Raw genomic sequence first — 21,039 nt, 5'->3', positions numbered from 1 at the left:
TGGGTAGTCGTAGAAAGAACCAAACACGTCGCTTTGGTGCAGTCGAATCAATAGCCGCGTGGCAAGCTCCCTTAATGCCCTTTTGAGGTGCGGCGAAGACCGCGCCGGGTACAACAAGATGCCCGCTCAGGGTGCCCTGGCCAACGGCCTGACAATGCCACGATACCGTGACGTGGTGTGAGTGCCGCAGCCGACACTTTCGGACGACCGACGACCGCCTGGTTTGTCCGTGACCGTGAGGATTGCTGAATGCCTGATGAGATGTTGCACCTGCCGATGGTCAACAGCCTGCTGGAGCGCCACAAGGGCACCCCTGGCGCACTGTTGCCCATTCTTCATGAGATTCAGGCCGGTATCGGTTACATCCCCGATGCCGCCATCCCCGAGATTGCCCACGCCCTCAATCAGAGTCAGGCGGAGATTCGCGGGGTGATCAGTTTTTACCATGATTTTCGCACTGCGCCGCCAGCTCGGCATATTCTGCGTCTGTGTCGGGCTGAGTCCTGCAAGAGTCGCGGCGCCGAGCAGCTCGCTGCGCAGTTGCGTGAACGTCTGCAACTGGATGATCACGGCAGCAGCGCCGACGGCAATATCAGTTTGCGTCCGGTGTATTGCCTCGGCGCTTGTGCTTGTTCGCCAGCGCTGGAGCTGGATGGTCAGGTGCATGCGCGGTTGAGTGCCGAGCGTCTGGATGCCCTGCTCGACGCTTGCCGGGAGGACGTATGAGCCTCTATCTGTCCTGTGATTCCCTGGCCCGTGCCGTCGGTGCCGATGAGGTGGCCTCGGCCCTCGCCAGCCAAGACCTGCAACGCACCAGCTCTCGCGGCCTGTACTGGCTGGAACCCTTGCTGGAAATGGATACCCCGCAAGGTCGTATCGGCTTTGGCCCGCTGACCGCGGCCGATGTGCCGTCCGTGCTCGATGCGCTCCAAGGTGAGCCGTCCGCCCATCCTCTGGCCTTGGGTCTTGTAGAAGAGCTGCCCTATCTCAAGTCTCAACAACGCCTGCTGTTCGCCCGCGCCGGTATCACCCGGCCGCTGTCGCTGGATGATTACCGAGCCCACGGCGGTTTCGAGGGTTTGAACAGGGCCGTCACCATTGGCGGTGATGAAACCGCGACGGCGGTGTTCGATTCGGGCCTGCGCGGCCGTGGCGGCGCAGCCTTCCCCGCCGGGATCAAATGGCGCACGGTACGCGCCACCCAGGCGGCGCAGAAGTACATTGTGTGCAACGCCGACGAGGGCGATTCCGGCACCTTCGCCGACCGCATGTTGATGGAAGGCGACCCCTTCCTGCTGATCGAAGGCATGGCGATTGCCGGTATCACCGTCGGCGCCAGCTACGGCTACATCTATGTACGCTCGGAATATCCACAGGCCATCGCCACGCTGAACGAGGCGCTGGAGATTGCCCGCACTAACGGCTACCTCGGCGCCAATGTCGGCGGCAGCGGCTTGGCCTTCGATATGGAAGTGCGTGTCGGTGCCGGTGCTTACATCTGCGGTGAAGAAACCGCACTGCTGGACTCGCTCGAAGGCAAGCGTGGGATCGTCCGCGCCAAGCCACCGATTCCCGCGTTGCAGGGGCTGTTCGGCCTGCCGACTCTGGTGCACAACGTGCTGACCCTGGCCTCGGTGCCGCTGATTCTGGCCAAGGGCGCGCAGTTTTATCGCGATTACGGCATGGGCCGCTCCCTCGGCACCATGCCCTTCCAGTTGGCGGGCAATATTCGTCACGGCGGCCTGGTGGAACGGGCCTTCGGCCTGACGCTGCGTGAATTGGTGGAAGACTACGGCGGAGGCACCGCCAGTGGCCGACCGCTGAAAGCCGCCCAGGTCGGTGGCCCGCTGGGCGCCTGGGTGCCACCTTCGCAATTCGACACGCCGCTGGATTACGAAGCGTTCGCCGGTATCGGCGCGATGCTCGGTCACGGTGGTGTGGTGGTGGCTGACGACAGCCTGGACATGGCCCACATGGCGCGCTTCGCCATGCAGTTTTGCGCCGAGGAATCCTGTGGCAAATGCACGCCCTGCCGCATCGGCTCGACCCGTGGCGTGGAGGTCATCGACCGGCTGCTGGCCGCGCCGGACCAGAGCGGTCGCGATGAGCAGGTGATCATCCTCAAGGACCTGTGCGACACCCTGCAATACGGTTCGCTGTGCGCCTTGGGCGGCATGGTTTCCTTTCCGGTCGCCAGCGCCCTCAAGTACTTCCCCGCCGACTTCGGTCTGCAATCTTCGGAGGCCGACCAATGATCACTCTCTTCGACCCGAATACCGACATCGATCTTGGCACTCCGGCCCGCGACAGCCAGGTGCAAGTCACCCTGAACATCGACGGCCGCAGCATCAGCGTGCCCGAAGGCACTTCGGTGATGCGCGCCGCTGCGCTGATGGGCACCACGATTCCGAAACTGTGCGCCACCGACAGCCTCGAAGCCTTCGGCTCTTGCCGCATGTGTCTGGTGGAGATCGATGGCATGCGCGGCTACCCGGCGTCCTGCACCACGCCGGTCAGCGAAGGCATGAGCGTGCACACCCAGACGCCGAAGCTCGCGACCCTGCGCCGCAACGTCATGGAGTTGTACATCTCCGATCACCCGCTGGACTGCCTGACCTGCTCGGCCAACGGCAACTGCGAGCTGCAGACCGTCGCCGGTCAGGTCGGCTTGCGGGAAGTACGTTACGGCTATGAAGGTGACAACCATCTCGCCGACGTGAAGGACACCTCAAACCCCTACTTCGACTACGACCCGAGCAAGTGCATCGTCTGCAACCGCTGCGTGCGTGCCTGCGAAGAAACCCAGGGCACTTTTGCCCTGACCATCACCGGGCGCGGTTTCGAATCCCGGGTCGCGGCCGCCGGTGGCGATAATTTCCTCGACTCGGAATGCGTGTCCTGCGGCGCCTGTGTGCAAGCCTGCCCCACCGCGACCCTGATGGAAAAAAGCGTGGTCAAGCTGGGTCAGCCTGAACGCAGCGTGATCACCACCTGTGCCTATTGCGGCGTGGGTTGCTCGTTCCGCGCCGAGATGAAAGGCGATCAACTGGTGCGCATGGTTCCGGACAAGAATGGTCAGGCCAACCACGGCCACTCCTGCGTCAAAGGGCGCTTCGCCTGGGGTTACGCCACTCACCCGGATCGCATCACCAAGCCGATGATCCGCCAGCACATCAACGACCCTTGGCAGGAAGTCAGCTGGGATGAAGCGGTGACCTACGCCGCCAGCGAATTCCGCCGACTGCAGCAAAAATACGGCCGCGATTCCATTGGTGGCATCACCTCCAGTCGCTGCACCAACGAAGAAACCTATCTGGTGCAAAAACTGGTGCGCGCCGCGTTCGGTAACAACAACGTCGACACCTGTGCGCGGGTCTGCCACTCGCCGACCGGCTATGGTTTGAAACAAACCTTGGGCGAGTCCGCCGGCACCCAGAGCTTCGACTCGGTGATGCAGGCCGACGTGATCCTGGTGATGGGCGCCAACCCCAGCGATGCGCACCCGGTGTTCGCCTCCCAGCTCAAACGCCGCCTGCGTGAAGGTGCTCGACTGATTGTCATCGATCCACGCCGCATTGATCTGGTGGACTCGGTGCATGCCCGCGCTGAATATCATTTGGCCCTGCGCCCGGGCACCAACGTCGCCATGCTCAACGCCCTGGCCCACGTCATCGTCACCGAAGGCCTGCTCGATCAGAGCTTTATCGACGCCCGTTGCGAGGGCAGTGATTTCGCCCGCTGGAGCGAGTTTGTCAGCCGTGCGGAAAACGCGCCGGAAGTCCTTGGCGACATCTGCGGCGTAGAGCCTGCCTACATCCGCGCCGCCGCTCGTCTGTATGCCACCGGCGGCAACGCGGCGATCTACTACGGCCTCGGCGTCACCGAACACAGCCAAGGCAGCACCGCGGTCATGGGCATCGCCAACCTGGCCATGGCCACCGGCAACATCGGTCGCGAAGGCGTGGGCGTGAACCCGCTGCGTGGGCAGAACAACGTTCAGGGCTCCTGCGACATGGGCTCCTTTCCCCACGAGCTGCCCGGCTACCGGCACATCTCCAACGAAGTGGTACGGGCGCAGTTCGAACAGGCGTGGAACGTCACGCTGCAACCCGATCCGGGCCTGCGTATTCCGAACATGTTCGAATCTGCACTGGCCGGCAGTTTCAAGGGCTTGTATTGCCAAGGCGAGGACATCGCTCAGAGCGACCCGAATACCCAGCACGTCACCGCTGCCCTGTCGGCCATGGAATGCGTGGTGGTGCAGGATATTTTCCTCAACGAAACCGCCAAGTTCGCCCACGTATTCCTGCCGGGCGCTTCGTTCCTGGAGAAGGACGGCACCTTCACCAACGCCGAGCGCCGCATTTCGCGGGTACACAAGGTCATGGATCCGCTGGGCGGCAAGGCCGATTGGGAGGGCACCGTGGCCTTGGCCAGCGCGTTGGGCTACCCGATGAATTACCAACACCCATCAGAAATCATGGATGAAATCGCCAGCCTGACGCCAACTTTCACCAACGTCAGCTACGCCGAACTGGATCGCCACGGCAGCCTGCAATGGCCGTGCAACGCTGCGGCACCCGACGGCACGCCGACCATGCACATCGAACAATTCGTGCGGGGCAAGGGGCGGTTCATGCTCACTGGCTACGTGCCCACCGAGGAAAAGGTCAACAGTCGCTATCCGCTGCTGCTGACCACCGGGCGCATCCTCAGCCAGTACAACGTCGGTGCCCAGACCCGGCGTACCGAAAACGTCGCCTGGCACGACGAAGACCGCCTGGAAATCCACCCGACCGACGCCGAAAGTCGTGGCATCAACGAGGGTGACTGGGTCGGCATCGGCAGCCGCGCCGGGCAGACCGTCCTGCGTGCGCGGGTCACCGAACGGGTCGCACCGGGCGTGGTGTACACCACTTTCCACTTCCCTGAGTCGGGGGCCAACGTGATCACCACCGACAACTCCGACTGGGCCACCAACTGTCCGGAGTACAAGGTCACCGCCGTGGAGGTCAGCCGCGTCTACCACCCTTCCGAATGGCAGAAACGCTATCAGGCGTTCAGCGATGAACAGGACCGTTTGCTCAAGGAACGCCGTCCGGCCCGTGGCGCCAAAGCGGAGGTGCGCCGATGAGCACTGAAAACCTGATCAAAATGGCCAACCAGATCGCCCAGTACTTCGCCAGCGAACCGGACGAGCAAACCGCCGTGCTCGGTGTGCGTAATCACCTGAAAATGTACTGGACGCCTGGCATGCGCAAGGAATTGCTGGCCTGGCAAATGGAGCATCAGGGGGCGGACATGCACCCACTGGCGCAAGCGGCTGTCAGTGGGGCGGGCTGGGAGGCTTAAGCTCACACAAACTCTTGGGCGTGGGGTCGTGAGAAATCGCGGCTCCCGCTTAACAGGAAAAGGCGACCACCTGAGCTATCATCGCCATCCTGTGCACCAAGAGTCTTGAAACCGGATGTCCGTATCTCTGCCATTGCCTGACGATTGCCACTCACTGCCTCCGGTGCTGGTCGGCCCGCTGTTGCGGCGGCTGGAACCTGCACGGCTGGTCATGTGGCTGGTCGGATCCCGCGAATTGTCGCTGACGTTGCGTCTGCAAGACTGCGACGACATCCGTCTGGATGCCGGACAGTGCACGGTCATCCCGATCGGCACTCACGGGTTTATCCACTTGATCGATGTGCCGCTGGCGACGGCCCTGCCCTGCGACACACTGATCGAGTACGACCTGTTGATCGATGACGCGATGACGGGCGTCGCCGAGTGGGCCCCGCATCTGCTCTACGGCGATGCGCGTCGCCCGAACTTTGTCCTGCGCTCGCGCATTGATCAGTTGCTGCATGGTTCCTGCCGCAAACCGCACTACCCGGCCACCGATGGTTTGCTCTGTGTCGACCGTGTATTGGCCGAGGAACAGGACGCCTCGCAGCGGCCGGCGTTGTTGATGATGAGCGGCGACCAGGTTTACGCCGACGATGTGGCGGGCCCGATGTTACGGGCGATCCATGCCTTGATCGAGCGATTGGGGCTGTTTGAAGAGTGCCTCGAAGGCGCCGTGGTCAGCGACAGCGCCAAACTCTACGAACATCCGGCCAGTTACTACCACCGTGCGGATTTGTTACCGGCGCTCAAGAGCAACGAAACCCTGCGGGATCGATTTTTCGGCGGCGCGAGTAAACCGATTTTCACCAGCAGCAATGCCGACAATCACCTGATGACCTTCGCCGAAGTGATGGCCATGTACCTGCTGGTCTGGTCGCCGACGCCCTGGACACTGATCAATCCGCAACCTCCCGCGCTGACGCTCGCAAGACAAAAACTCTATGCCGTTGAACAAACCTGTATCGATGACTTCCAGTCGGGCCTGGGCGGTGCCGCACGGGCCATGGCGCACCTGCCTTGCCTGATGATCTTCGACGACCACGACATTACCGACGACTGGAATCTGTCCGCGCAATGGGAGGAAACGGCCTACGGCCATCCGTTCTCCAAGCGCATCATCGGCAACGCCCTGATCGCCTACATGCTGTGCCAGGGCTGGGGCAACAACCCGGATGCGTTTGGCGACATTCTGGAAAAAACCCGTTTGCTCAGCGCCACCGGGGGCGATCGTTACCTCGACAGTCCGGTGCAGGATGATTTGATCGACACGCTGTTGAAATTTCAGCAGTGGCAATACGTGCTGCCCACCACGCCCGCGCTGGTGGTGATCGATACCCGCACCCGGCGCTGGCGCAGCGAGATGAACCTCAAGCTACCGTCGGGTTTGCTGGACTGGGAAGCCCTCTGCGAACTGCAACAGGAGCTGCTGGATCACCCGTCGGCGATCATCGTTTCACCCGCGCCGATCTTCGGCGTCAAACTGATCGAAACCGTGCAGAAAGTCTTCAGCTGGTTCGGTTATCCCCTGCTGGTGGACGCCGAAAACTGGATGGCCCATCGCGGCGCGGCCCAAGTGATCCTGAACATTTTCCGACACTCGCGCACACCGGGTAACTACGTGGTGCTGTCCGGTGACGTGCATTATTCCTTCGTCTACGAAGTGTTTATCCGACACCGCAAGGGCGGCCCGAAAATCTGGCAGATCACCAGCAGCGGCATCAAAAACGAATTCCCGCCCAGACTGCTCGAATGGTTCGACCGCCTCAATCGCTGGCTCTATTCGCCGCGTTCGCCACTGAACTGGCTGACCAAACGCCGCCGCATGCGCATCGTCCCGCACACCCCCGAACATGCCGAGGCCGGCGAACGGCTATGGAATTCGGCAGGCATCGGCCAGGTGTTCTTCAATGAGAAAGGACAACCCCAGGACATTTATCAGCACAACTCAAACGGCTCGCCCAAGACCCGGATGGTTGCGCCTGAACATGACGACTGAAACGGCGATTCTCCATGAACCTCACCCGCACGCTGATCATCGGCAACTCTGGCTCAGGCAAAAGTTGGCTGGCGAAACGATTGGCGGCACAACTCAAGGCGCCATGGATTGATCTCGACAAGATCCACTGGATCTCGGACGAACACAGCATCGCCCGCCCATATGCCGCAGTACTGGACATAGCGCGGATTGCGGCCGATGAAGAACAGTGGGTGATCGAAGGTGTTTATGGCTGGATCGTCAGCGAGCTTATGCACCGGGCAACGGCGCTGATCTGGTTGTGTGTGGATGATGAAAGCTGCGTTGCCAATATTCGCCAGCGAGTACAAAAACCGGACGATGACAAGTTGCTGATGGCGTTGCTGGAATGGGCCGCCAGTTATCGGCTGCGCGAGGACTCCAGTGGATTTGCCGCACACCGGCAATTGTTCAAAGGGTTCAACGGCTCAAAAATCAAACTTATGGATCGAGCCGAAATCAGCGAGTTCGCGAACACCGATAAACCATCCCATATCCTCTAATGCCGATCAGTTAAACCGAACCACACTTTGTAGCAGCTGGCGAAGCCTGAGTTCGGTTCGCGTATTAGGCTTAACTGATCGGCATTACCCATTTGATCGTTCCCACGCTCCGCGTGGGAATGCAGTCAGGGACGCTCTGCGTCCCCAAAAGCGTGACGCAGAGCGTCACAAGAGGCATTCCCACGCAGAGCGTGGGAACGATCAAACCGCATTCACGGCCCGACGAACCCCTCTGACAATCATCTCCACCTCCCGCTCATCAATCGTCAGCGGCGGCAGTAATCGAATGGTTTTACCCCGTGTCACGTTGATCAACAAACCGTGATCCCGTGCAGCAATGAGGGGCAGGTCGCGGATCGGTTGCTTGAGTTCGATGCCGATCATCAAGCCTTGACCACGGATCGCCAATACGTTTGGATTGTCCGCCAATTCGCTACGTAATCTGGCCAACAACCGTTCGCCCTGAAGCCTGGCATTCTCCAGCAAGCCTTGTTCTTCAATGATCTCCAATACGGTGCAACCGACACGGCAGGCCAGCGGATTGCCGCCGAAGGTGCTGCCATGGCTGCCGGGAGTGAACAGTTCGGCGGCTTTGCCTCGGGCCAGACAGGCGCCGATGGGGATGCCGTTGCCCAAGCCTTTGGCCAGGGTCATGACGTCCGGGACGATGCCTTCGTGCTGAAACGCGAACCATTGACCGGTGCGGCCGATACCGGTCTGGATTTCGTCAAGCATCATCAACCACGAGCGCTTGTTGCACAGTTCGCGCACCGCTTTGAGATAACCCGGCGGCGCCAACTGGACGCCGCTTTCGCCCTGGATCGGCTCCATCAGGATCGCCACGATTTGTTGGCCGTAGGCCTGCTGCACTTTATCCAGTGCACTGAGGTCACCGAATGGCACTTTGAGGAAATCCCCTGGCAACTCATTGAAACCCAGACGCACGGCCGGGCCATCGCTGGCGGATAACGTACCTAGCGTCCGGCCATGAAACGCGTTCTCCATGACCACCACCAGCGGTTGCTCGACGCCTTTGTGCCAGCCGTAAAGCCGTGCCAGTTTCAGCGCGGTTTCATTGGCTTCGGCACCGGAGTTGTTGAAGAACGCACGGTCCATGCCCGCCAGGTTCGTCAGTTTCTGCGCCAACTGTTGTTGCCAGTCGATGCTGTATAGGTTGGACGTGTGCAACAGCAAACCGGCCTGCTCGCTGATCGCCGAGACGATTCGAGGATGGGAGTGGCCGACGTTGGTCACCGCCACGCCCGCCACCGCGTCCAGGTACTCACGACCGTCCTCGTCCCAAAGGCGCGTCCCCAGGCCTCTGCTGAAACTCAGGGCCAGCGGTTGGTAAGTGCTCATCAGGCAGGCGGCGGTCATGGCATCAAGCTCCATCAAGGGTCGGTGTTTTTGCAGTATGGTTAGCCACCTGAGCTGGATAAATACTGCAACACTTCAATCATCTTAAAGCCGAGCTTGATAATGGACCTGTTCCAGGCAATGACCGTTTACGTACGCGTGGTGGAGGCCGGCAGCATGACGGCCGCCGCGCAGCAGTGTGAAATGTCCACGACCATGGTCGGCAATCACCTGCGCGCACTGGAGCAACGCCTGGGTGTGCGCTTGCTCAACCGTACGACACGGCGCCAGCGCCTGACGGAGTTCGGCTCCGCTTATTACCTGCGTTGTCTTGAAGTGCTGGGGTTGGTAGCCGACTCCGAACGCTTGGCCGAACAGAGTCAGGACGCGCCGAGTGGAATCTTGCGCATCACGGCACCGCTGACCTTCGGCACGGAAAAGCTTGCGCCGGCGCTCAGCGATTTTTCTCTGCAATACCCTCAGGTCAAACTGGACGTGGTGCTCACGAATGGGCGCCCCGATCTGCTCGAGAATGGCCTCGATGTGGCGTTTCGTTTGGGCGCCATTGAGCCGTCCAACCTGATCGCCCGCCCGCTGATCGACTACACCCTGACCATGTGCGCGTCACCTGCGTACCTGGCGCGCCGTACCACGCCGGAAAAACCCGAAGACCTGCAACATCACGATTGCTTGTCCTTTGCCTACCCGGTCGGGGATGACTGGCAATCGGTCGCAAAACAATGGCGTCTGAGCGGGCCGGAAGGCGAAGTGATGGTGGCCGTCAGTGGTCCGATGCTGATCAATAGCTCGGCAGGGTTGCATCAGGCTGCGCGAACCGGAATGGGCATCGTGATGTTGCCCGATGCGTTGGTCGAACAGGATCTGCTCAACGGAAAACTGGTGGCGTTGATGCAGAACTATCAACTGCCAAGCCGGCCGATGCATCTGGTGTACGCCCAGGATCGCTACCGCTTGCCGAAATTAAGGCATTTCGTCGACTTTGCCATGCAGTTATGGGGCAAAGACTAGGCGTGGCAATGCGCCATGCACTAATCTCGACGCCAGGCGAGTCAATTGAAAGCAGTGCGTCAGGGAGAGGGGTGATGGGGGAAGCGTCAAATATCAAGCCATTGAAACTCAATGTGTCGGATTTTAGCGAAGACCTGCTCCACACCATTCTGGAACTGGTCAGCGATGGTATCTGGGACTGGAACGCCAACACAGGTTTTGTCTACCGCAATCCCGGTTGGTACACGATGCTCGGCTACGAGCCTCACTCCCTGGAAAACACCGCGTTGACCTGGGAAAACGTCATCCACCCTGAAGACTACCCCTCGGTCATGACCGTGTTTGATGACTACCTGCACCAGCGCACGCCCACCTATCAAACCGAGTATCGCTGCCGCATGCTGGATGGCAGTTACCTTTGGATCGAAGACCGGGGCTATGTGCTGTCACGCAACGCCGACGGCACAGTAGCGCGGATGGTCGGTGCGCACCGCAGCATCGACGACAAACGACGTCTGCTCGAGGAGCTGGAACGACGCACTCATTCCCTTGAAGCGACCGTTGAAGAGCGAACCCGGGAGTTGTCACGGGTCAATCAACAGCTTCAGGTTCAACTCGAAGAGAACCGCAAACTGGCGCAAACCGATACACTGACCTCCATCGCCAATCGCTACCTGATGGAAAAAACCCTGCCTCAGGAATGCGAACGAGCCCAGCGCTTTCGACGCCCACTGTCTTTGATCGCCATGGACATCGACGATTTCAAGACGATCAACGATCACTACGGCCATGCCTTGGGCGATGCGGCAATCGTGCAGGTGGTCGAGAGAGTGAAGCACTACGTGCGTGAAGGTGATCTGCTGGCGCGGTGGGGTGGTGACGAATTCATCATGATCCTTCCTGATACCTCGTTGGCTGATGCCAGGCTCCTTGCTCAAGAAATCCGCGATGGCCTGTTGAGCTTGCCACCGGTGGGCGAGTTTCAAGTGACCATGAGTTTCGGCGTGGTGCAGCGCTTCGAAGAAGAACAACAGACCGGATTGCTGGCCCGGGCCGATCAGGCGCTGTATCGATCGAAGGTGGCGGGCAAGAATGTGATTTCGGGGTGACCCCCGCCCCGAAGAATGGCCACCGGTTGTTGCCCTCCCGCAAAAATCCTGACCAACCGCCTGTTCATCCGTGACAACGCTGTCGCGGTCCAATAGATTAGGCGACCTGAAAAGGCCCTGTGCTTTCTCGCCTCAATTCAAGTTAAAAGAAGTAGTGAAATTTCAATGTCCGATTCCAACACCGCTGAATCCGTAGTCACCTTGTCGTCCAAAGCGGAATACGAAAACTCCATCAATCTTTCACAGCATGTGCCTCAGGCCAAGATCATCAGCGAGATGGTCCTGGACGCTTTTCAATCCACCCGGGAAAGCGACCAGATCCGCGAGCTGCGCGCCGCGATTCGCCAGGCTCATGACAGCTTCGACGATGACAAAGCCTATGAACTGATGGGCGAACTCAAGCAACTCAAGGACGCGGAAGCGGCCGACATTGCGGCTCTGGAAGACCTGAGCAGCAAATTCTCGATCGGCCGGATTCTCTCCAGCTTCAAGGATGACCCGGCGTTTCAGGACATCGTCTACGGCCTGGCGCTGAAAGTGCTGAACCAGACGCATCAAGCGATCAGCAACCCGAGCAGCGGCAAAAGCAAAGCGGCTCGCGCCAAGAAAGACCTTGAAGTGTTCACCATCAGCAAGGACGGAATGAGCGTCACCCTGCCACTGCGCACCCCGCGTTCAAGCCTGAACGTGGATCGCAATGCACTGGAATTCCTCGGCTTTACCTTTGTCGGCGAAGGCGATGAAGCGGAGCTGGAAAGCGAGACGTTCCTGGACAACTCCGGGGTCGAACAAGCGGTCAACCGCAAGAACATCATCACCGCACTGCAGCAGCAAACTGCGTTCGACGGCTACAGCATCGCCGCTCAGTAACACGCCTCACCTGAAAGCCCCGCCGTTGCAGCGGGGCTTTTTATTGCCTGCAGGATTTAGAGCGTCTAGGGATGGAGGGCCACGATCATGTCCACTTCTATCGGCGCGTTTTTCGGCAGCTGATAAACACCGACCGTCGTCCGGGTATGTTTGCCGGCGTCGCCCAACACGTGGGTCAAGACATCCGACACACCGTTGGCCACCTCACTCAGATCGACAAAGTCGAAGGTGGATTTCACATAAACAGTGACGCGAAGCACTGCCTTGACGTTTTCCAGTGAACCGACGGCCTCGCGGATCAGCGCCAGACCGCGTATGGCGCTGATGCTTGCGGCTTCTTGAGCGTCGGCGAGATTGAGTTCCAGCCCCACTCGGCCGGGGTACTGGATTTTGCCGTTCATGCGCGGCACCAGGCCACTGAGATACAGCTCATTGTCATGCCGAAGCAGCGGCGCGTAATGCCCGCCGGCCGGGTTTTCGTCGTAGATATCGAAGCCGAGTTCTTTGGCCATCGCGAGAAAACGTTCGTCACGGGTTATGTGCGTAATCATTTACTGAGCTCTCCTGATCCATCATGCGAACTGCGCACTTGATAGTAGAGACAGACGCTTCTCCTGATCAGGGCAAGTTCGTATAGAATCCAGCGAACTTTACTGCCAGGGAGACCAGTAAAATGCAGGCTCAGCGCGCCGTGATCGCCGCCATCGAGTTCCAGCCAGGAGCACCGCTGGTGCAGCAGATTGTCGATCAGCTGTCCGAGGCGATCAGCCAGGGAGGCCTGCCGCACGGGGCCAAGTTGCCGCCGATTCGCGAACTCTCGGAATTGATGAGCGTCGGTAAGTCCACCGTGGTCGACGCCCTCGACCGATTGCGTGCCAAGGGACTGGTGGTCTCACGCCAGGGCGCGGGGCATTACGTCCACCGCGCGAGCCCGCAAACCCCGGCCGCTGCGGGTCCGGATCTGCAACCACAAGATACCCTCAGCAGGGTCCGCCGTGCAGTGCTGGTGGACAATGGCGCGCTGCGTCCCGGCTGCGGATTTCTGCCAGGCTCGTGGTTGCCCGCCGACGAACTGCTCAAAGCGGTACGCGGCACCCTTCGCGCGACGTCGCTGCGCATGGGCGAATACGGTGAGGTCGGTGGTTATCGGCCGCTACGTGAAGCGTTGCGGGTGAAGTTGTCGGGCATCGGTATCGAAGTGCCCGTGGAGCAAATCATCACCACCGCTAACACCATGCAGGCCATCGACCAGTTGATGCGCCTGTTGATAAAACCCGGTGATACGGTGCTGCTCGACGATCCGTGTTACTTCAACTTGCACACCAACCTGGCATTGCACGGCGCCAGGATCATCACCCTGCCCCGCGATTGTAATGGTCTGGATATGGAGGCTTTCGAGCAGTTGCTCATCGCCCATCGCCCCGTTCTCTACATGACCAACAGCACCCTGCATAACCCCACCGGGCACTCGTTTTCCGCGGCGCAGGTGTATCGCCTGCTGGAGTTGAGTCACCGTTATGGTTTCCACATTGTTGAAGATGACCTGTACGGCGACCTCCAGCAACGACGCACCCCGCGCCTGGCCGCGAGCGGGCTGGACACTGTCAGCTATGTGTCCGGTTTTTCCAAGACCCTGACGGCGAACAGCCGGGTCAGTTACGCCGTGTTGTCACCGCAACTGGCCGCCCAAATGATTGCCCTGAAGATGAGCATCGGTGGTGTGACCTCGGAATTGGCGGAGCAGATTATCCACACCATGCTCAGCAACGGCAGCTACGCCAAACACATCCGCCGTACGGTGGATCGCCTGTATGAATCGAGCAGTCGCGTCGCGAACTGGCTGGTGGAGGCTGGATGCTCGGTGTCGTCGGTACCGGGTGAAGGGCTGTTCACCTGGACCCGTTTGCCCAACGGTGTTCACGCCGAAAACCTCGCCGACAGAGGCCTCAAAAATGACCTGGTGCTGACGCCCGGTACCATGCTGAGCAAAGCGGCCGACGCCAATGGTTTTCTGCGCTTCAATGTTGCGCACAGTGATGATTTACAGGTGCGCGAGCGGTTTTTCCGTTTGCTCGATAAGTAAGATTCCTGGCACACCGATGTGTGGCCATCGCGAGCAGGCTCGCTCCCACAGGGGATCGCATTCCAATTGGAGGAACGCGGTCGAATGTGGGAGCGAGCCTGCTCGCGATGGCCGCGACACGGTCTACCAGAAAGCCCCAACAAAAAGCCCCGCACTTCTCTCGAAGGCGGGGCTTTTCTTTACAGCATCCGACGCTTAAGGCGCGTACGTCAGCAACAGCTCGGTCGGCACTTTGAAGTCCAGGGACATCATCACGCTCAACGCGGTAATGGTGAAGATCGAGAACACGAACAGCTTGCGTGCCCAGACCGTGTCATCCACTGCCTTGTAACCGGTCCAGGCCATGTACAACCAGTACATGCCCATGGCCGCGGCGACGGCGAGGTAGCTCATGCCGGCGTAACCGCTGAAGGTCAGCATCAAGGTCGCCACGAGGAACGCCAGGATGTAGAGCAGGATGTGCTTCTTGGCCACTTCGATGCCGCGCTTCACGGGCAGCACCGGAATCGATGCGGCCAGGTAATCGTTGAAGCGGAAGATCGCGATGGCGTAGGAATGCGGCATCTGCCACAGGCTGAACATCACCAGCAACGTCAGTGCGGCCATGTCGAAGCTGTTGGTCACAGCGACGTAGCCGATCACCGGCGGCATGGCGCCCGACAGACTGCCCACCAGCGTGCCGTGAACCGACTTGCGCTTGAGGTACAGGCTGTAGAAGCCGACGTAGATGATGAAACCGATAACCGCGAACAGCGCGGCCAACGGATTCGCCACGATGTACAACAACGCAACGCCGGCAACACCCAGGACGGTCGCAAAGGCCAGGGCCAGTTTCAGGGAGATCAAGCCCTGAACCAGCGCCCGGTTCTTGGTGCGTTCCATCTTCAGGTCGATGTCGCGGTCGATGCAGTTGTTGAACACGCAACCGGAAGCCACCACCAGGGACGTGCCGATCATGGCGGCCAGGAATATGGCCAGATCGACATGCCCTTTCGAGGCCAGGAAAAATCCGCCTGCCACAGAAAGCACGTTACCGAAAATGATCCCCGGTTTGGTGATTTGGATAAAGTGCTTAAAGGACATCCGGACTTACCTCACTTCGCCATCATGAACGTGTGGATGCTGAACATGATCCACAGCGACAGGCCAACCAGCAGGACGATCACGATCGCGGCGAAGACAAACGCAATCACGTTGTTACGCTGCGCGGCCGAACGGTCCAGGTGCAGGAAGTACACCAGGTGCACCAGCACCTGGATCACGGCGAATGCCAGGACGATCATCAGGGTGATCGACTTCGGCAGCGTCGGGTACATCACCAGACCAAACGGGATGATGGTCAGGATCACCGACAGGATGAAGCCGATCGCGTAGGACTTGACGCTGCCGTGGCCGGCGTCGTGGCTGTCGTGAGCGTGTGTGTTAGCCATTTACATAGTCCCCATCAGGTAAACAACGGTGAATACGCAGATCCACACAACGTCCAGGAAGTGCCAGAACAGGCTCAGGCAGCTCAGACGGGTCTTGTTGGTCGCCGTCAGGCCATTTTTCTGCACCTGATACATCATGATCGCCATCCAGATCAGACCGCTGGTCACGTGCAGACCGTGGGTACCGACCAGGGTGAAGAACCCGGACAGGAAGCCGCTGCGGCTAGGGCCGTAGCCTTCGGAGATCAACACGTGGAACTCGTTGATCTCCATGCCGATGAAGCCGGCACCGAACATGAAGGTCATGGCCAGCCAGCCCAGGACCTGCTTCTTGTTGCCCCGGAAGAACGCCAGCATGGCGAAGCCGTAGGTGATCGAACTGAACAACAGCAGAGCGGTTTCGCCCAGCACGTATGGCAGCTCGAAGATGTCGTGGCCCGACGGGCCACCCGCTACGTTGTTAACCAGTACCGCGTACACCGCGAAGATCGACGCAAACAGAATGCAGTCGGTCATCAGGTAGAGCCAGAAACCGTATACGGTCATCTCGCCCGAGTCGTGGTGATGGTCATCGTGCCCATGTCCATCGACATGGGTGTGTCCAGCATTGGTCACTAAGTTCGACATGGTTTAAGCCTGTTCCAACGAGGTTTCAACACGGGTGGCAGTGGCCGGGATTTTCCCTGCCGCGACCAGACGCTTGTGCTGCTCGGCTTCGATGCGTTCGATTACATCGACCGGCACCATGTAGCCTTGATCGTCACGTGCAGCATGGATCACGAAGTAGATGACAGTGCCGGCCAGGCTAGCGATTGCCAGCCACCAGATGTGCCAGATCATCGCGAAACCGAACACGGTCAACAGCGCGCCCATCACCACACCAGTGGCGGTGTTGTTCGGCATGTGAATCGGCTCGTACCTGGCCGGAGCCTTGTACGCAGTACCGTTTTCCTTGGCTTCGGTGAACGGGTCGATGCAGTCGGCTTTCGGCAGCACGGCGAAGTTGTAGAACGGAGGTGGCGACGAGGTCGACCATTCCAGAGTGTGGGCATTCCACGGATCACCGTGATCGCAGATGTTCTCTGGTTTGTTGCGGTCACGCACACTGACGTACAGCTGGATCAGTTGGCAGGCGATGCCGACAGCGATCATCACTGCACCGAACATGGCGACGTACAGGTACGGCACCCACTCAGGGTTGGTGGTGGCGTTCAGACGACGGGTCATACCCATGAAGCCCAGAACATAAAGCGGCATGAACGCGACGAAGAAGCCGGTGATCCAGAACCAGAACGCTGCCTTGCCCCAACCTTCGTGCAGTTTGAAGCCGAACGCTTTCGGGAAGTAGAAGGCGAAACCTGCGATGTAGCCGAATACCGCGCCGCCGATGATCACGTTATGGAAGTGAGCGATCACGAACAGGCTGTTGTGCAGAACGAAGTCAGCACCCGGGATGGCCAGCAGTACGCCGGTCATGCCGCCGATGGCGAAGGTCACCATGAAGCCCAGGGTCCACAGCACCTGGCTGGTGAAACGCAGACGGCCCTGGTAGATGGTGAACAGCCAGTTAAATAGCTTCACACCTGTCGGGATGGAGATCAGCATCGTCGCCAGACCGAAGAAGGCGTTGACGCTGGCACCCGAACCCATGGTGAAGAAGTGGTGCAGCCAAACCATGAAGCCCAGTACCGAGATCGCGCCCGAAGCGTAGATCATCGAGTGGTGGCCGAACAGTTTCTTGCCGGTGAAGGCCGAGATGACTTCCGAGAAAATGCCGAATGCCGGCAGGATCAGGATGTACACCTCAGGGTGACCCCACGCCCAGAACAGGTTGACGTACATCATTGGATTGCCACCAAGTTCATTGGTGAAAATGTGGAAATCCATGTAACGGTCAAGCGTCAGCAGTGCCAGGGTAGCGGTCAGGATCGGGAACGAAGCCACGATCAGAACGTTGGCCCAGGTGCAGGTCCAGGTGAAGATCGGCATGTCCATCAGTTTCATGCCAGGGGTACGCATTTTCAGCACGGTGGCCAGGAAGTTGACCCCCGTTAGTGTCGTCCCCAGACCCGATAGCTGTAGCGCCCAGATGTAGTAATCCATCCCCACGCCCGGACTGTATTGCAGACCCGACAGCGGTGGATAGGCAACCCAACCGGTCTTGGCGAATTCGCCGACGCCCAGGGACAGGTTGATCAGCACCACGCCGGAAACCAGCAGCCAGAAGCTCAGGGAGTTCAGGAACGGGAAAGCAACGTCACGCGCGCCGATCTGCAGCGGCACTGCAAGGTTCATCAGGCCGGTGAAGAATGGCATCGCCATGAAGATGATCATGATCACACCGTGGGCGGTGAAGATCTGGTCATAGTGTTCAGGTGGCAGGTAGCCAGGCGAACCCTCGGTGGCCATGGCCAACTGGGTACGCATCATGATGGCGTCGGCAAAACCGCGCAGCAGCATGACCATGGCGACGATGATGTACATCACGCCGATTTTCTTGTGGTCGACCGACGTCAGCCACTCGGTCCACAAATAAGTCCACTTCTTGAAGTAGGTGATTGCAGCGAACAGCGCCAGACCACCGAGCGCGATCATGGCGATGGTTATCATCACGATCGGTTCGTGGAACGGGACCGCTTCCCAACTTAATTTACCAAACATCGTTTACTCCTCTGCCCCGGCAGCTGAATGCGAGTTCATGTCCATTCCTTGCGTAGCGGCCACTTCTTTCTCTTTCTTCTCGTGCTTGACCTTAGGACCCGGTTTCATGCCTTCGTACTTGTCGACGATGGTCTGGAACAGGTTCGGCGTCACCGAGGAGTAGAGCTCGACTGGGTTGTTCTGGCTCTGCTTGGCAAGGGCTGCGTACTCAGCTTGTTCAAGCTGCTTAGGTGCCTTTTTGACTTCACTTACCCAGGCGTCGAAATCTTCCTGGGAAGTTGCGATCGCTTTGAATTTCATGCCGGTGAAACCTGCGCCGCTGTAGTTGGCGGAGATACCGTCCATTTCAGCGTTACGGTCGGCGATCAGGTGCAGCTTGGTCTGCATGCCCGCCATCGCGTAGATCTGGCCGCCCAGGCCCGGGATGAAGAACGAGTTCATCACGGCGTCGGAGGTGATCTTGAAGTTGATTGGCGTGTGCGCCGGGAACACGATCTTGTTGACCGTGGCAATGCCTTGTTCCGGGTAGATGAACAGCCACTTCCAGTCCAGCGCGACCACTTCGATGGTCACAGGCTTGACGTCGGATTCAATCGGACGGTAAGGGTCCAATTCGTGGGTCGAAACGTAGGTGATGTAACCCAGGGCAATGATGATCAGAACCGGGATGGTCCAGACTGCCACTTCGATTTTGGTCGAGTGCGACCATTTCGGGGTGTAAATGGCGTTCTGGTTGGAAGCGCGGTACTTCCAGGCAAACAGGAAGGTCATGACGATAACCGGCACCACGACCAACAGCATCAGCAGCGTGGCGGTGATGATCAGGTTTCGCTGTTCCAGGCCGACCTGGCCCGTTGGATTGAGCAAGGTCATGTTGCAGCCTCCCAGCAACAACGTGCCGAGCAGCGGCACTAGGCCTAGTAATCTGGGGTACCTGTTTTTACTCATCTCACGACCTCTAAAGCAGCTTGCGCAATGCAGTTGGGTTTTGATCGCCAACACTTCACCCTGCCAAGGGTTGGCATTTTTCTTGGATTGAATAAGGGCTGCCCGTCGCGCGTCAGACGCTGCTCGACAAATCCTGGGCCAGCGTTAAGTTCTTATTCGAATTCGTGGTCAAAGGCCTTGTTACAGACCAATTCCATTTGGTGCGGATAATTGGAAGGCTCCGACACCAGGGAGTCGCATGAAGCGTTCAAGCCCCCCGACGCCCTACTTCTGCTCATGCACCTGAGTAAGGGTGAGCAGTGCCGGGATTTCAGTGCGGGCGATTGTAGATATGTAGCGATTCATAAACCATGTCTTATCTCGAAATAATTTCTATCCATTCAGACAACAATCAATAGCGGAATTCGCAAAAGCGCGGCATGTTATCGAAATTCATTCTCAACAAAAACACCAAAATTAGTGGGTCTACCTTGCGCAGTTCAGACAGCTTCGAGGCCACCTCCAGTGTCTTCGTCATTGCCCAATCCCCTATCAGACAAGGGCTCTGGCGATTCGCCAGCCCCTGTTAAAACTGCCTGCTTCATCATTTCCAGGGTGATGTGATGAGCCACGGGACCCGTCAGATTTTGTTGCCTTGTCCTGCGTCAATTAATCCTCGTGAAATGCATCGCGACACTCCCGCTGTGACAACGTGTCGCACACGTGTCGCACCCCTGGTTGTCGCGTATCACGGGATTTTTATCCGGCCTCTGAAATGCAAAACGCCCCGGCCCTCTCAACGAGGGCCGGGGCGTTTCTATAGATCAAGCAGCGGCGAAGCGAACCGCTTCAGCGCGGCGCTTTACGGTTACGCGAAGTCAGCAACGGCACCAGAATCACGATCAGTACGAACGACACCAGCGCCCATTGCGCCAGCGACAGACCGAGGATCGGCGGGTACGGCGTGGAACAGAAACCATCTACCTGGAAGCCCAGCGGGAAGATCTTCGCCAGCGGCAAACCATCGACAATCGGTTGCAGCACATCGATGCCGCAGCTGACCGCAGGGTAGAACTGGGTGTAGACGTGATGCCCGGCGACCGCTGCGCCTGCAATGGCGCAGATGACCACCAACGTCTCGAACACAGTAATGCCGCGCCGGGTGCGCGTTGCCGCGCCGATGAAGGCAAATACCGCAATCAGCAACAATGCGTAGCGCTGGAGGATGCACAGCGGGCACGGAGCCTCGCCCTTGAACACTTGCAGGTACAACGCACCACCAATCAGTGCCAGGCAGATGATGCCCAGCAACACCAGATAGCGTCGTTCGCGTCCCAACCGCATTGTTTCCTCGTTCATCGCCTATCCCTTTTAAGTATCAATTGCCGCAAGTCTACACGCAGGCTCCGACGTTTGAGAGCCTGGCGCGTGCTGTCGGGTTTGGGGGAATAAACGATAAACCGGTTAAGAAGGGATTAACTTTGTAAGTGTTTTTCAAGGTTGAAGACCGTGGTGCGGCCATTCGCGAGCAGGCTCGCTCCCACAATTGACCGCGTCGAGCACCAATCATGTGTCCGATGCGGATCCAATGTGGGAGATTCTATGTTGCAGGGGAACCCTGCAGCCGTAAATTCGGCTGGTATTCGCTCTGGTTTTTCATGAGGGCGAATGCCACCCGACACAG

18 protein-coding genes are annotated in these 21,039 nt (G+C 59.0%); 10 read left to right on the top strand and 8 right to left on the bottom strand.

Annotated elements, in window-relative coordinates:
• Positions 1-249: 249 nt before the first annotated feature.
• From J2Y56_RS16120 to J2Y56_RS16095, 6 genes are all read left to right on the top strand, one after another.
• The gene (locus J2Y56_RS16120; protein WP_310336494.1) at positions 250-726 is read left to right on the top strand and encodes a formate dehydrogenase subunit gamma; all 477 of its coding nucleotides are present in this window, start codon (positions 250-252) and stop codon (positions 724-726) included.
• A complete protein-coding gene (locus tag J2Y56_RS16115; protein ID WP_310351334.1) occupies positions 723-2,255 on the top strand; it encodes an NADH-ubiquinone oxidoreductase-F iron-sulfur binding region domain-containing protein in 1,533 nt (510 codons plus the stop codon). Before J2Y56_RS16120 ends, J2Y56_RS16115 begins: the two co-directional genes overlap by 4 nt.
• Positions 2,252-5,134 (top strand): formate dehydrogenase subunit alpha, encoded by a 2,883-nt coding sequence (gene fdhF / locus J2Y56_RS16110; RefSeq protein ID WP_310351332.1) that lies wholly within the window; start codon positions 2,252-2,254, stop codon positions 5,132-5,134. The genes J2Y56_RS16115 and fdhF overlap by 4 nt, the downstream gene beginning before the upstream one ends.
• The gene (locus tag J2Y56_RS16105) at positions 5,131-5,352 is read left to right on the top strand and encodes a formate dehydrogenase subunit delta (RefSeq protein ID WP_310351329.1); all 222 of its coding nucleotides are present in this window, start codon (positions 5,131-5,133) and stop codon (positions 5,350-5,352) included. Before fdhF ends, J2Y56_RS16105 begins: the two co-directional genes overlap by 4 nt.
• A gap of 115 nt (positions 5,353-5,467) precedes the next feature.
• Positions 5,468-7,390, top strand: coding sequence for an alkaline phosphatase D family protein (locus tag J2Y56_RS16100; protein ID WP_007948203.1), 1,923 nt, complete (start codon positions 5,468-5,470; stop codon positions 7,388-7,390).
• A 14-nt stretch (positions 7,391-7,404) separates the two neighbouring features.
• Complete coding sequence (locus tag J2Y56_RS16095) at positions 7,405-7,911, top strand: adenylate kinase (protein WP_310351327.1); 507 nt, start codon at positions 7,405-7,407, stop codon at positions 7,909-7,911.
• A gap of 201 nt (positions 7,912-8,112) precedes the next feature.
• On the opposite strand, the gene J2Y56_RS16090 is transcribed toward J2Y56_RS16095, so the two are convergent.
• Complete coding sequence (locus tag J2Y56_RS16090) at positions 8,113-9,288, bottom strand: aspartate aminotransferase family protein (protein ID WP_310351324.1); 1,176 nt, start codon at positions 9,286-9,288, stop codon at positions 8,113-8,115.
• Positions 9,289-9,390: 102 nt separating this feature from the next.
• On the opposite strand from J2Y56_RS16090, the gene J2Y56_RS16085 reads away from it, so the two are divergent.
• The 3 genes from J2Y56_RS16085 (at position 9,391) to J2Y56_RS16075 (ending at position 12,254) form a co-directional block, all read left to right on the top strand.
• On the top strand, positions 9,391-10,296 hold the full coding sequence (locus J2Y56_RS16085; protein ID WP_310351321.1) for a LysR family transcriptional regulator: 906 nt from the start codon (positions 9,391-9,393) through the stop codon (positions 10,294-10,296).
• Positions 10,297-10,370: 74 nt separating this feature from the next.
• Entirely contained in the window at positions 10,371-11,384 is a 1,014-nt protein-coding gene (locus J2Y56_RS16080; RefSeq protein ID WP_310336503.1) for a diguanylate cyclase, read from the top strand.
• A gap of 165 nt (positions 11,385-11,549) precedes the next feature.
• The gene (locus J2Y56_RS16075) at positions 11,550-12,254 is read left to right on the top strand and encodes a hypothetical protein (protein WP_310336504.1); all 705 of its coding nucleotides are present in this window, start codon (positions 11,550-11,552) and stop codon (positions 12,252-12,254) included.
• Positions 12,255-12,319: 65 nt separating this feature from the next.
• Here J2Y56_RS16075 and J2Y56_RS16070 read toward each other — a convergent pair whose 3' ends face one another.
• A complete protein-coding gene (locus tag J2Y56_RS16070; RefSeq protein ID WP_007948211.1) occupies positions 12,320-12,805 on the bottom strand; it encodes a RidA family protein in 486 nt (161 codons plus the stop codon).
• A gap of 122 nt (positions 12,806-12,927) precedes the next feature.
• Here J2Y56_RS16070 and J2Y56_RS16065 point away from each other — a divergent pair, with 122 nt between their 5' ends.
• Positions 12,928-14,337: a PLP-dependent aminotransferase family protein gene (locus J2Y56_RS16065; RefSeq protein ID WP_007948213.1), complete on the top strand. Its 1,410-nt coding sequence runs from the start codon at positions 12,928-12,930 to the stop codon at positions 14,335-14,337.
• A 195-nt stretch (positions 14,338-14,532) separates the two neighbouring features.
• Here J2Y56_RS16065 and cyoE read toward each other — a convergent pair whose 3' ends face one another.
• From cyoE to J2Y56_RS16035, 6 genes are all read right to left on the bottom strand, one after another.
• Positions 14,533-15,420 (bottom strand): heme o synthase, encoded by an 888-nt coding sequence (gene cyoE / locus J2Y56_RS16060; protein WP_007948214.1) that lies wholly within the window; start codon positions 15,418-15,420, stop codon positions 14,533-14,535.
• Between the two features lie 11 nt (positions 15,421-15,431).
• Entirely contained in the window at positions 15,432-15,767 is a 336-nt protein-coding gene (cyoD, locus tag J2Y56_RS16055) for a cytochrome o ubiquinol oxidase subunit IV (RefSeq protein ID WP_007948216.1), read from the bottom strand.
• Complete coding sequence (locus J2Y56_RS16050; RefSeq protein WP_310336508.1) at positions 15,768-16,394, bottom strand: cytochrome o ubiquinol oxidase subunit III; 627 nt, start codon at positions 16,392-16,394, stop codon at positions 15,768-15,770.
• A 3-nt stretch (positions 16,395-16,397) separates the two neighbouring features.
• Entirely contained in the window at positions 16,398-18,428 is a 2,031-nt protein-coding gene (gene cyoB, locus J2Y56_RS16045; RefSeq protein WP_150782418.1) for a cytochrome o ubiquinol oxidase subunit I, read from the bottom strand.
• 3 nt (positions 18,429-18,431) lie between these two features.
• Entirely contained in the window at positions 18,432-19,376 is a 945-nt protein-coding gene (cyoA, locus tag J2Y56_RS16040; RefSeq protein ID WP_007948220.1) for a ubiquinol oxidase subunit II, read from the bottom strand.
• An 828-nt stretch (positions 19,377-20,204) separates the two neighbouring features.
• Positions 20,205-20,714 (bottom strand): disulfide bond formation protein B, encoded by a 510-nt coding sequence (locus J2Y56_RS16035; RefSeq protein WP_033049633.1) that lies wholly within the window; start codon positions 20,712-20,714, stop codon positions 20,205-20,207.
• Between the last annotated feature and the right edge of the window lie 325 nt (positions 20,715-21,039).

It is taken from the genome of Pseudomonas sp. BE134 (assembly GCF_031456105.1).
Classification (GTDB): domain Bacteria; phylum Pseudomonadota; class Gammaproteobacteria; order Pseudomonadales; family Pseudomonadaceae; genus Aquipseudomonas.
Note: the sequence above shows the minus strand (reverse complement) of the source record. Positions and strands in the feature narration are given on the sequence as shown.

Excerpts from the sequence above, each read along its gene's own strand:
- J2Y56_RS16120 (WP_310336494.1), top strand. The coding sequence starts at position 250 with ATGCCTGATGAGATGTTGCACCTGCCGATGGTCAACAGCCTGCTGGAG.
- cyoE (WP_007948214.1), bottom strand. The coding sequence starts at position 15,420 with ATGTCCTTTAAGCACTTTATCCAAATCACCAAACCGGGGATCATTTTC.
- J2Y56_RS16095 (WP_310351327.1), top strand. The coding sequence starts at position 7,405 with ATGAACCTCACCCGCACGCTGATCATCGGCAACTCTGGCTCAGGCAAA.
- J2Y56_RS16035 (WP_033049633.1), bottom strand. The coding sequence starts at position 20,714 with ATGAACGAGGAAACAATGCGGTTGGGACGCGAACGACGCTATCTGGTG.
- cyoD (WP_007948216.1), bottom strand. The coding sequence starts at position 15,767 with ATGGCTAACACACACGCTCACGACAGCCACGACGCCGGCCACGGCAGC.
- J2Y56_RS16100 (WP_007948203.1), top strand. The coding sequence starts at position 5,468 with ATGTCCGTATCTCTGCCATTGCCTGACGATTGCCACTCACTGCCTCCG.
- fdhF (WP_310351332.1), top strand. The coding sequence starts at position 2,252 with ATGATCACTCTCTTCGACCCGAATACCGACATCGATCTTGGCACTCCG.
- J2Y56_RS16065 (WP_007948213.1), top strand. The coding sequence starts at position 12,928 with ATGCAGGCTCAGCGCGCCGTGATCGCCGCCATCGAGTTCCAGCCAGGA.
- J2Y56_RS16080 (WP_310336503.1), top strand. The coding sequence starts at position 10,371 with ATGGGGGAAGCGTCAAATATCAAGCCATTGAAACTCAATGTGTCGGAT.
- J2Y56_RS16050 (WP_310336508.1), bottom strand. The coding sequence starts at position 16,394 with ATGTCGAACTTAGTGACCAATGCTGGACACACCCATGTCGATGGACAT.
- J2Y56_RS16115 (WP_310351334.1), top strand. The coding sequence starts at position 723 with ATGAGCCTCTATCTGTCCTGTGATTCCCTGGCCCGTGCCGTCGGTGCC.
- cyoA (WP_007948220.1), bottom strand. The coding sequence starts at position 19,376 with ATGAGTAAAAACAGGTACCCCAGATTACTAGGCCTAGTGCCGCTGCTC.
- cyoB (WP_150782418.1), bottom strand. The coding sequence starts at position 18,428 with ATGTTTGGTAAATTAAGTTGGGAAGCGGTCCCGTTCCACGAACCGATC.
- J2Y56_RS16085 (WP_310351321.1), top strand. The coding sequence starts at position 9,391 with ATGGACCTGTTCCAGGCAATGACCGTTTACGTACGCGTGGTGGAGGCC.
- J2Y56_RS16105 (WP_310351329.1), top strand. The coding sequence starts at position 5,131 with ATGAGCACTGAAAACCTGATCAAAATGGCCAACCAGATCGCCCAGTAC.
- J2Y56_RS16070 (WP_007948211.1), bottom strand. The coding sequence starts at position 12,805 with ATGATTACGCACATAACCCGTGACGAACGTTTTCTCGCGATGGCCAAA.
- J2Y56_RS16075 (WP_310336504.1), top strand. The coding sequence starts at position 11,550 with ATGTCCGATTCCAACACCGCTGAATCCGTAGTCACCTTGTCGTCCAAA.
- J2Y56_RS16090 (WP_310351324.1), bottom strand. The coding sequence starts at position 9,288 with ATGACCGCCGCCTGCCTGATGAGCACTTACCAACCGCTGGCCCTGAGT.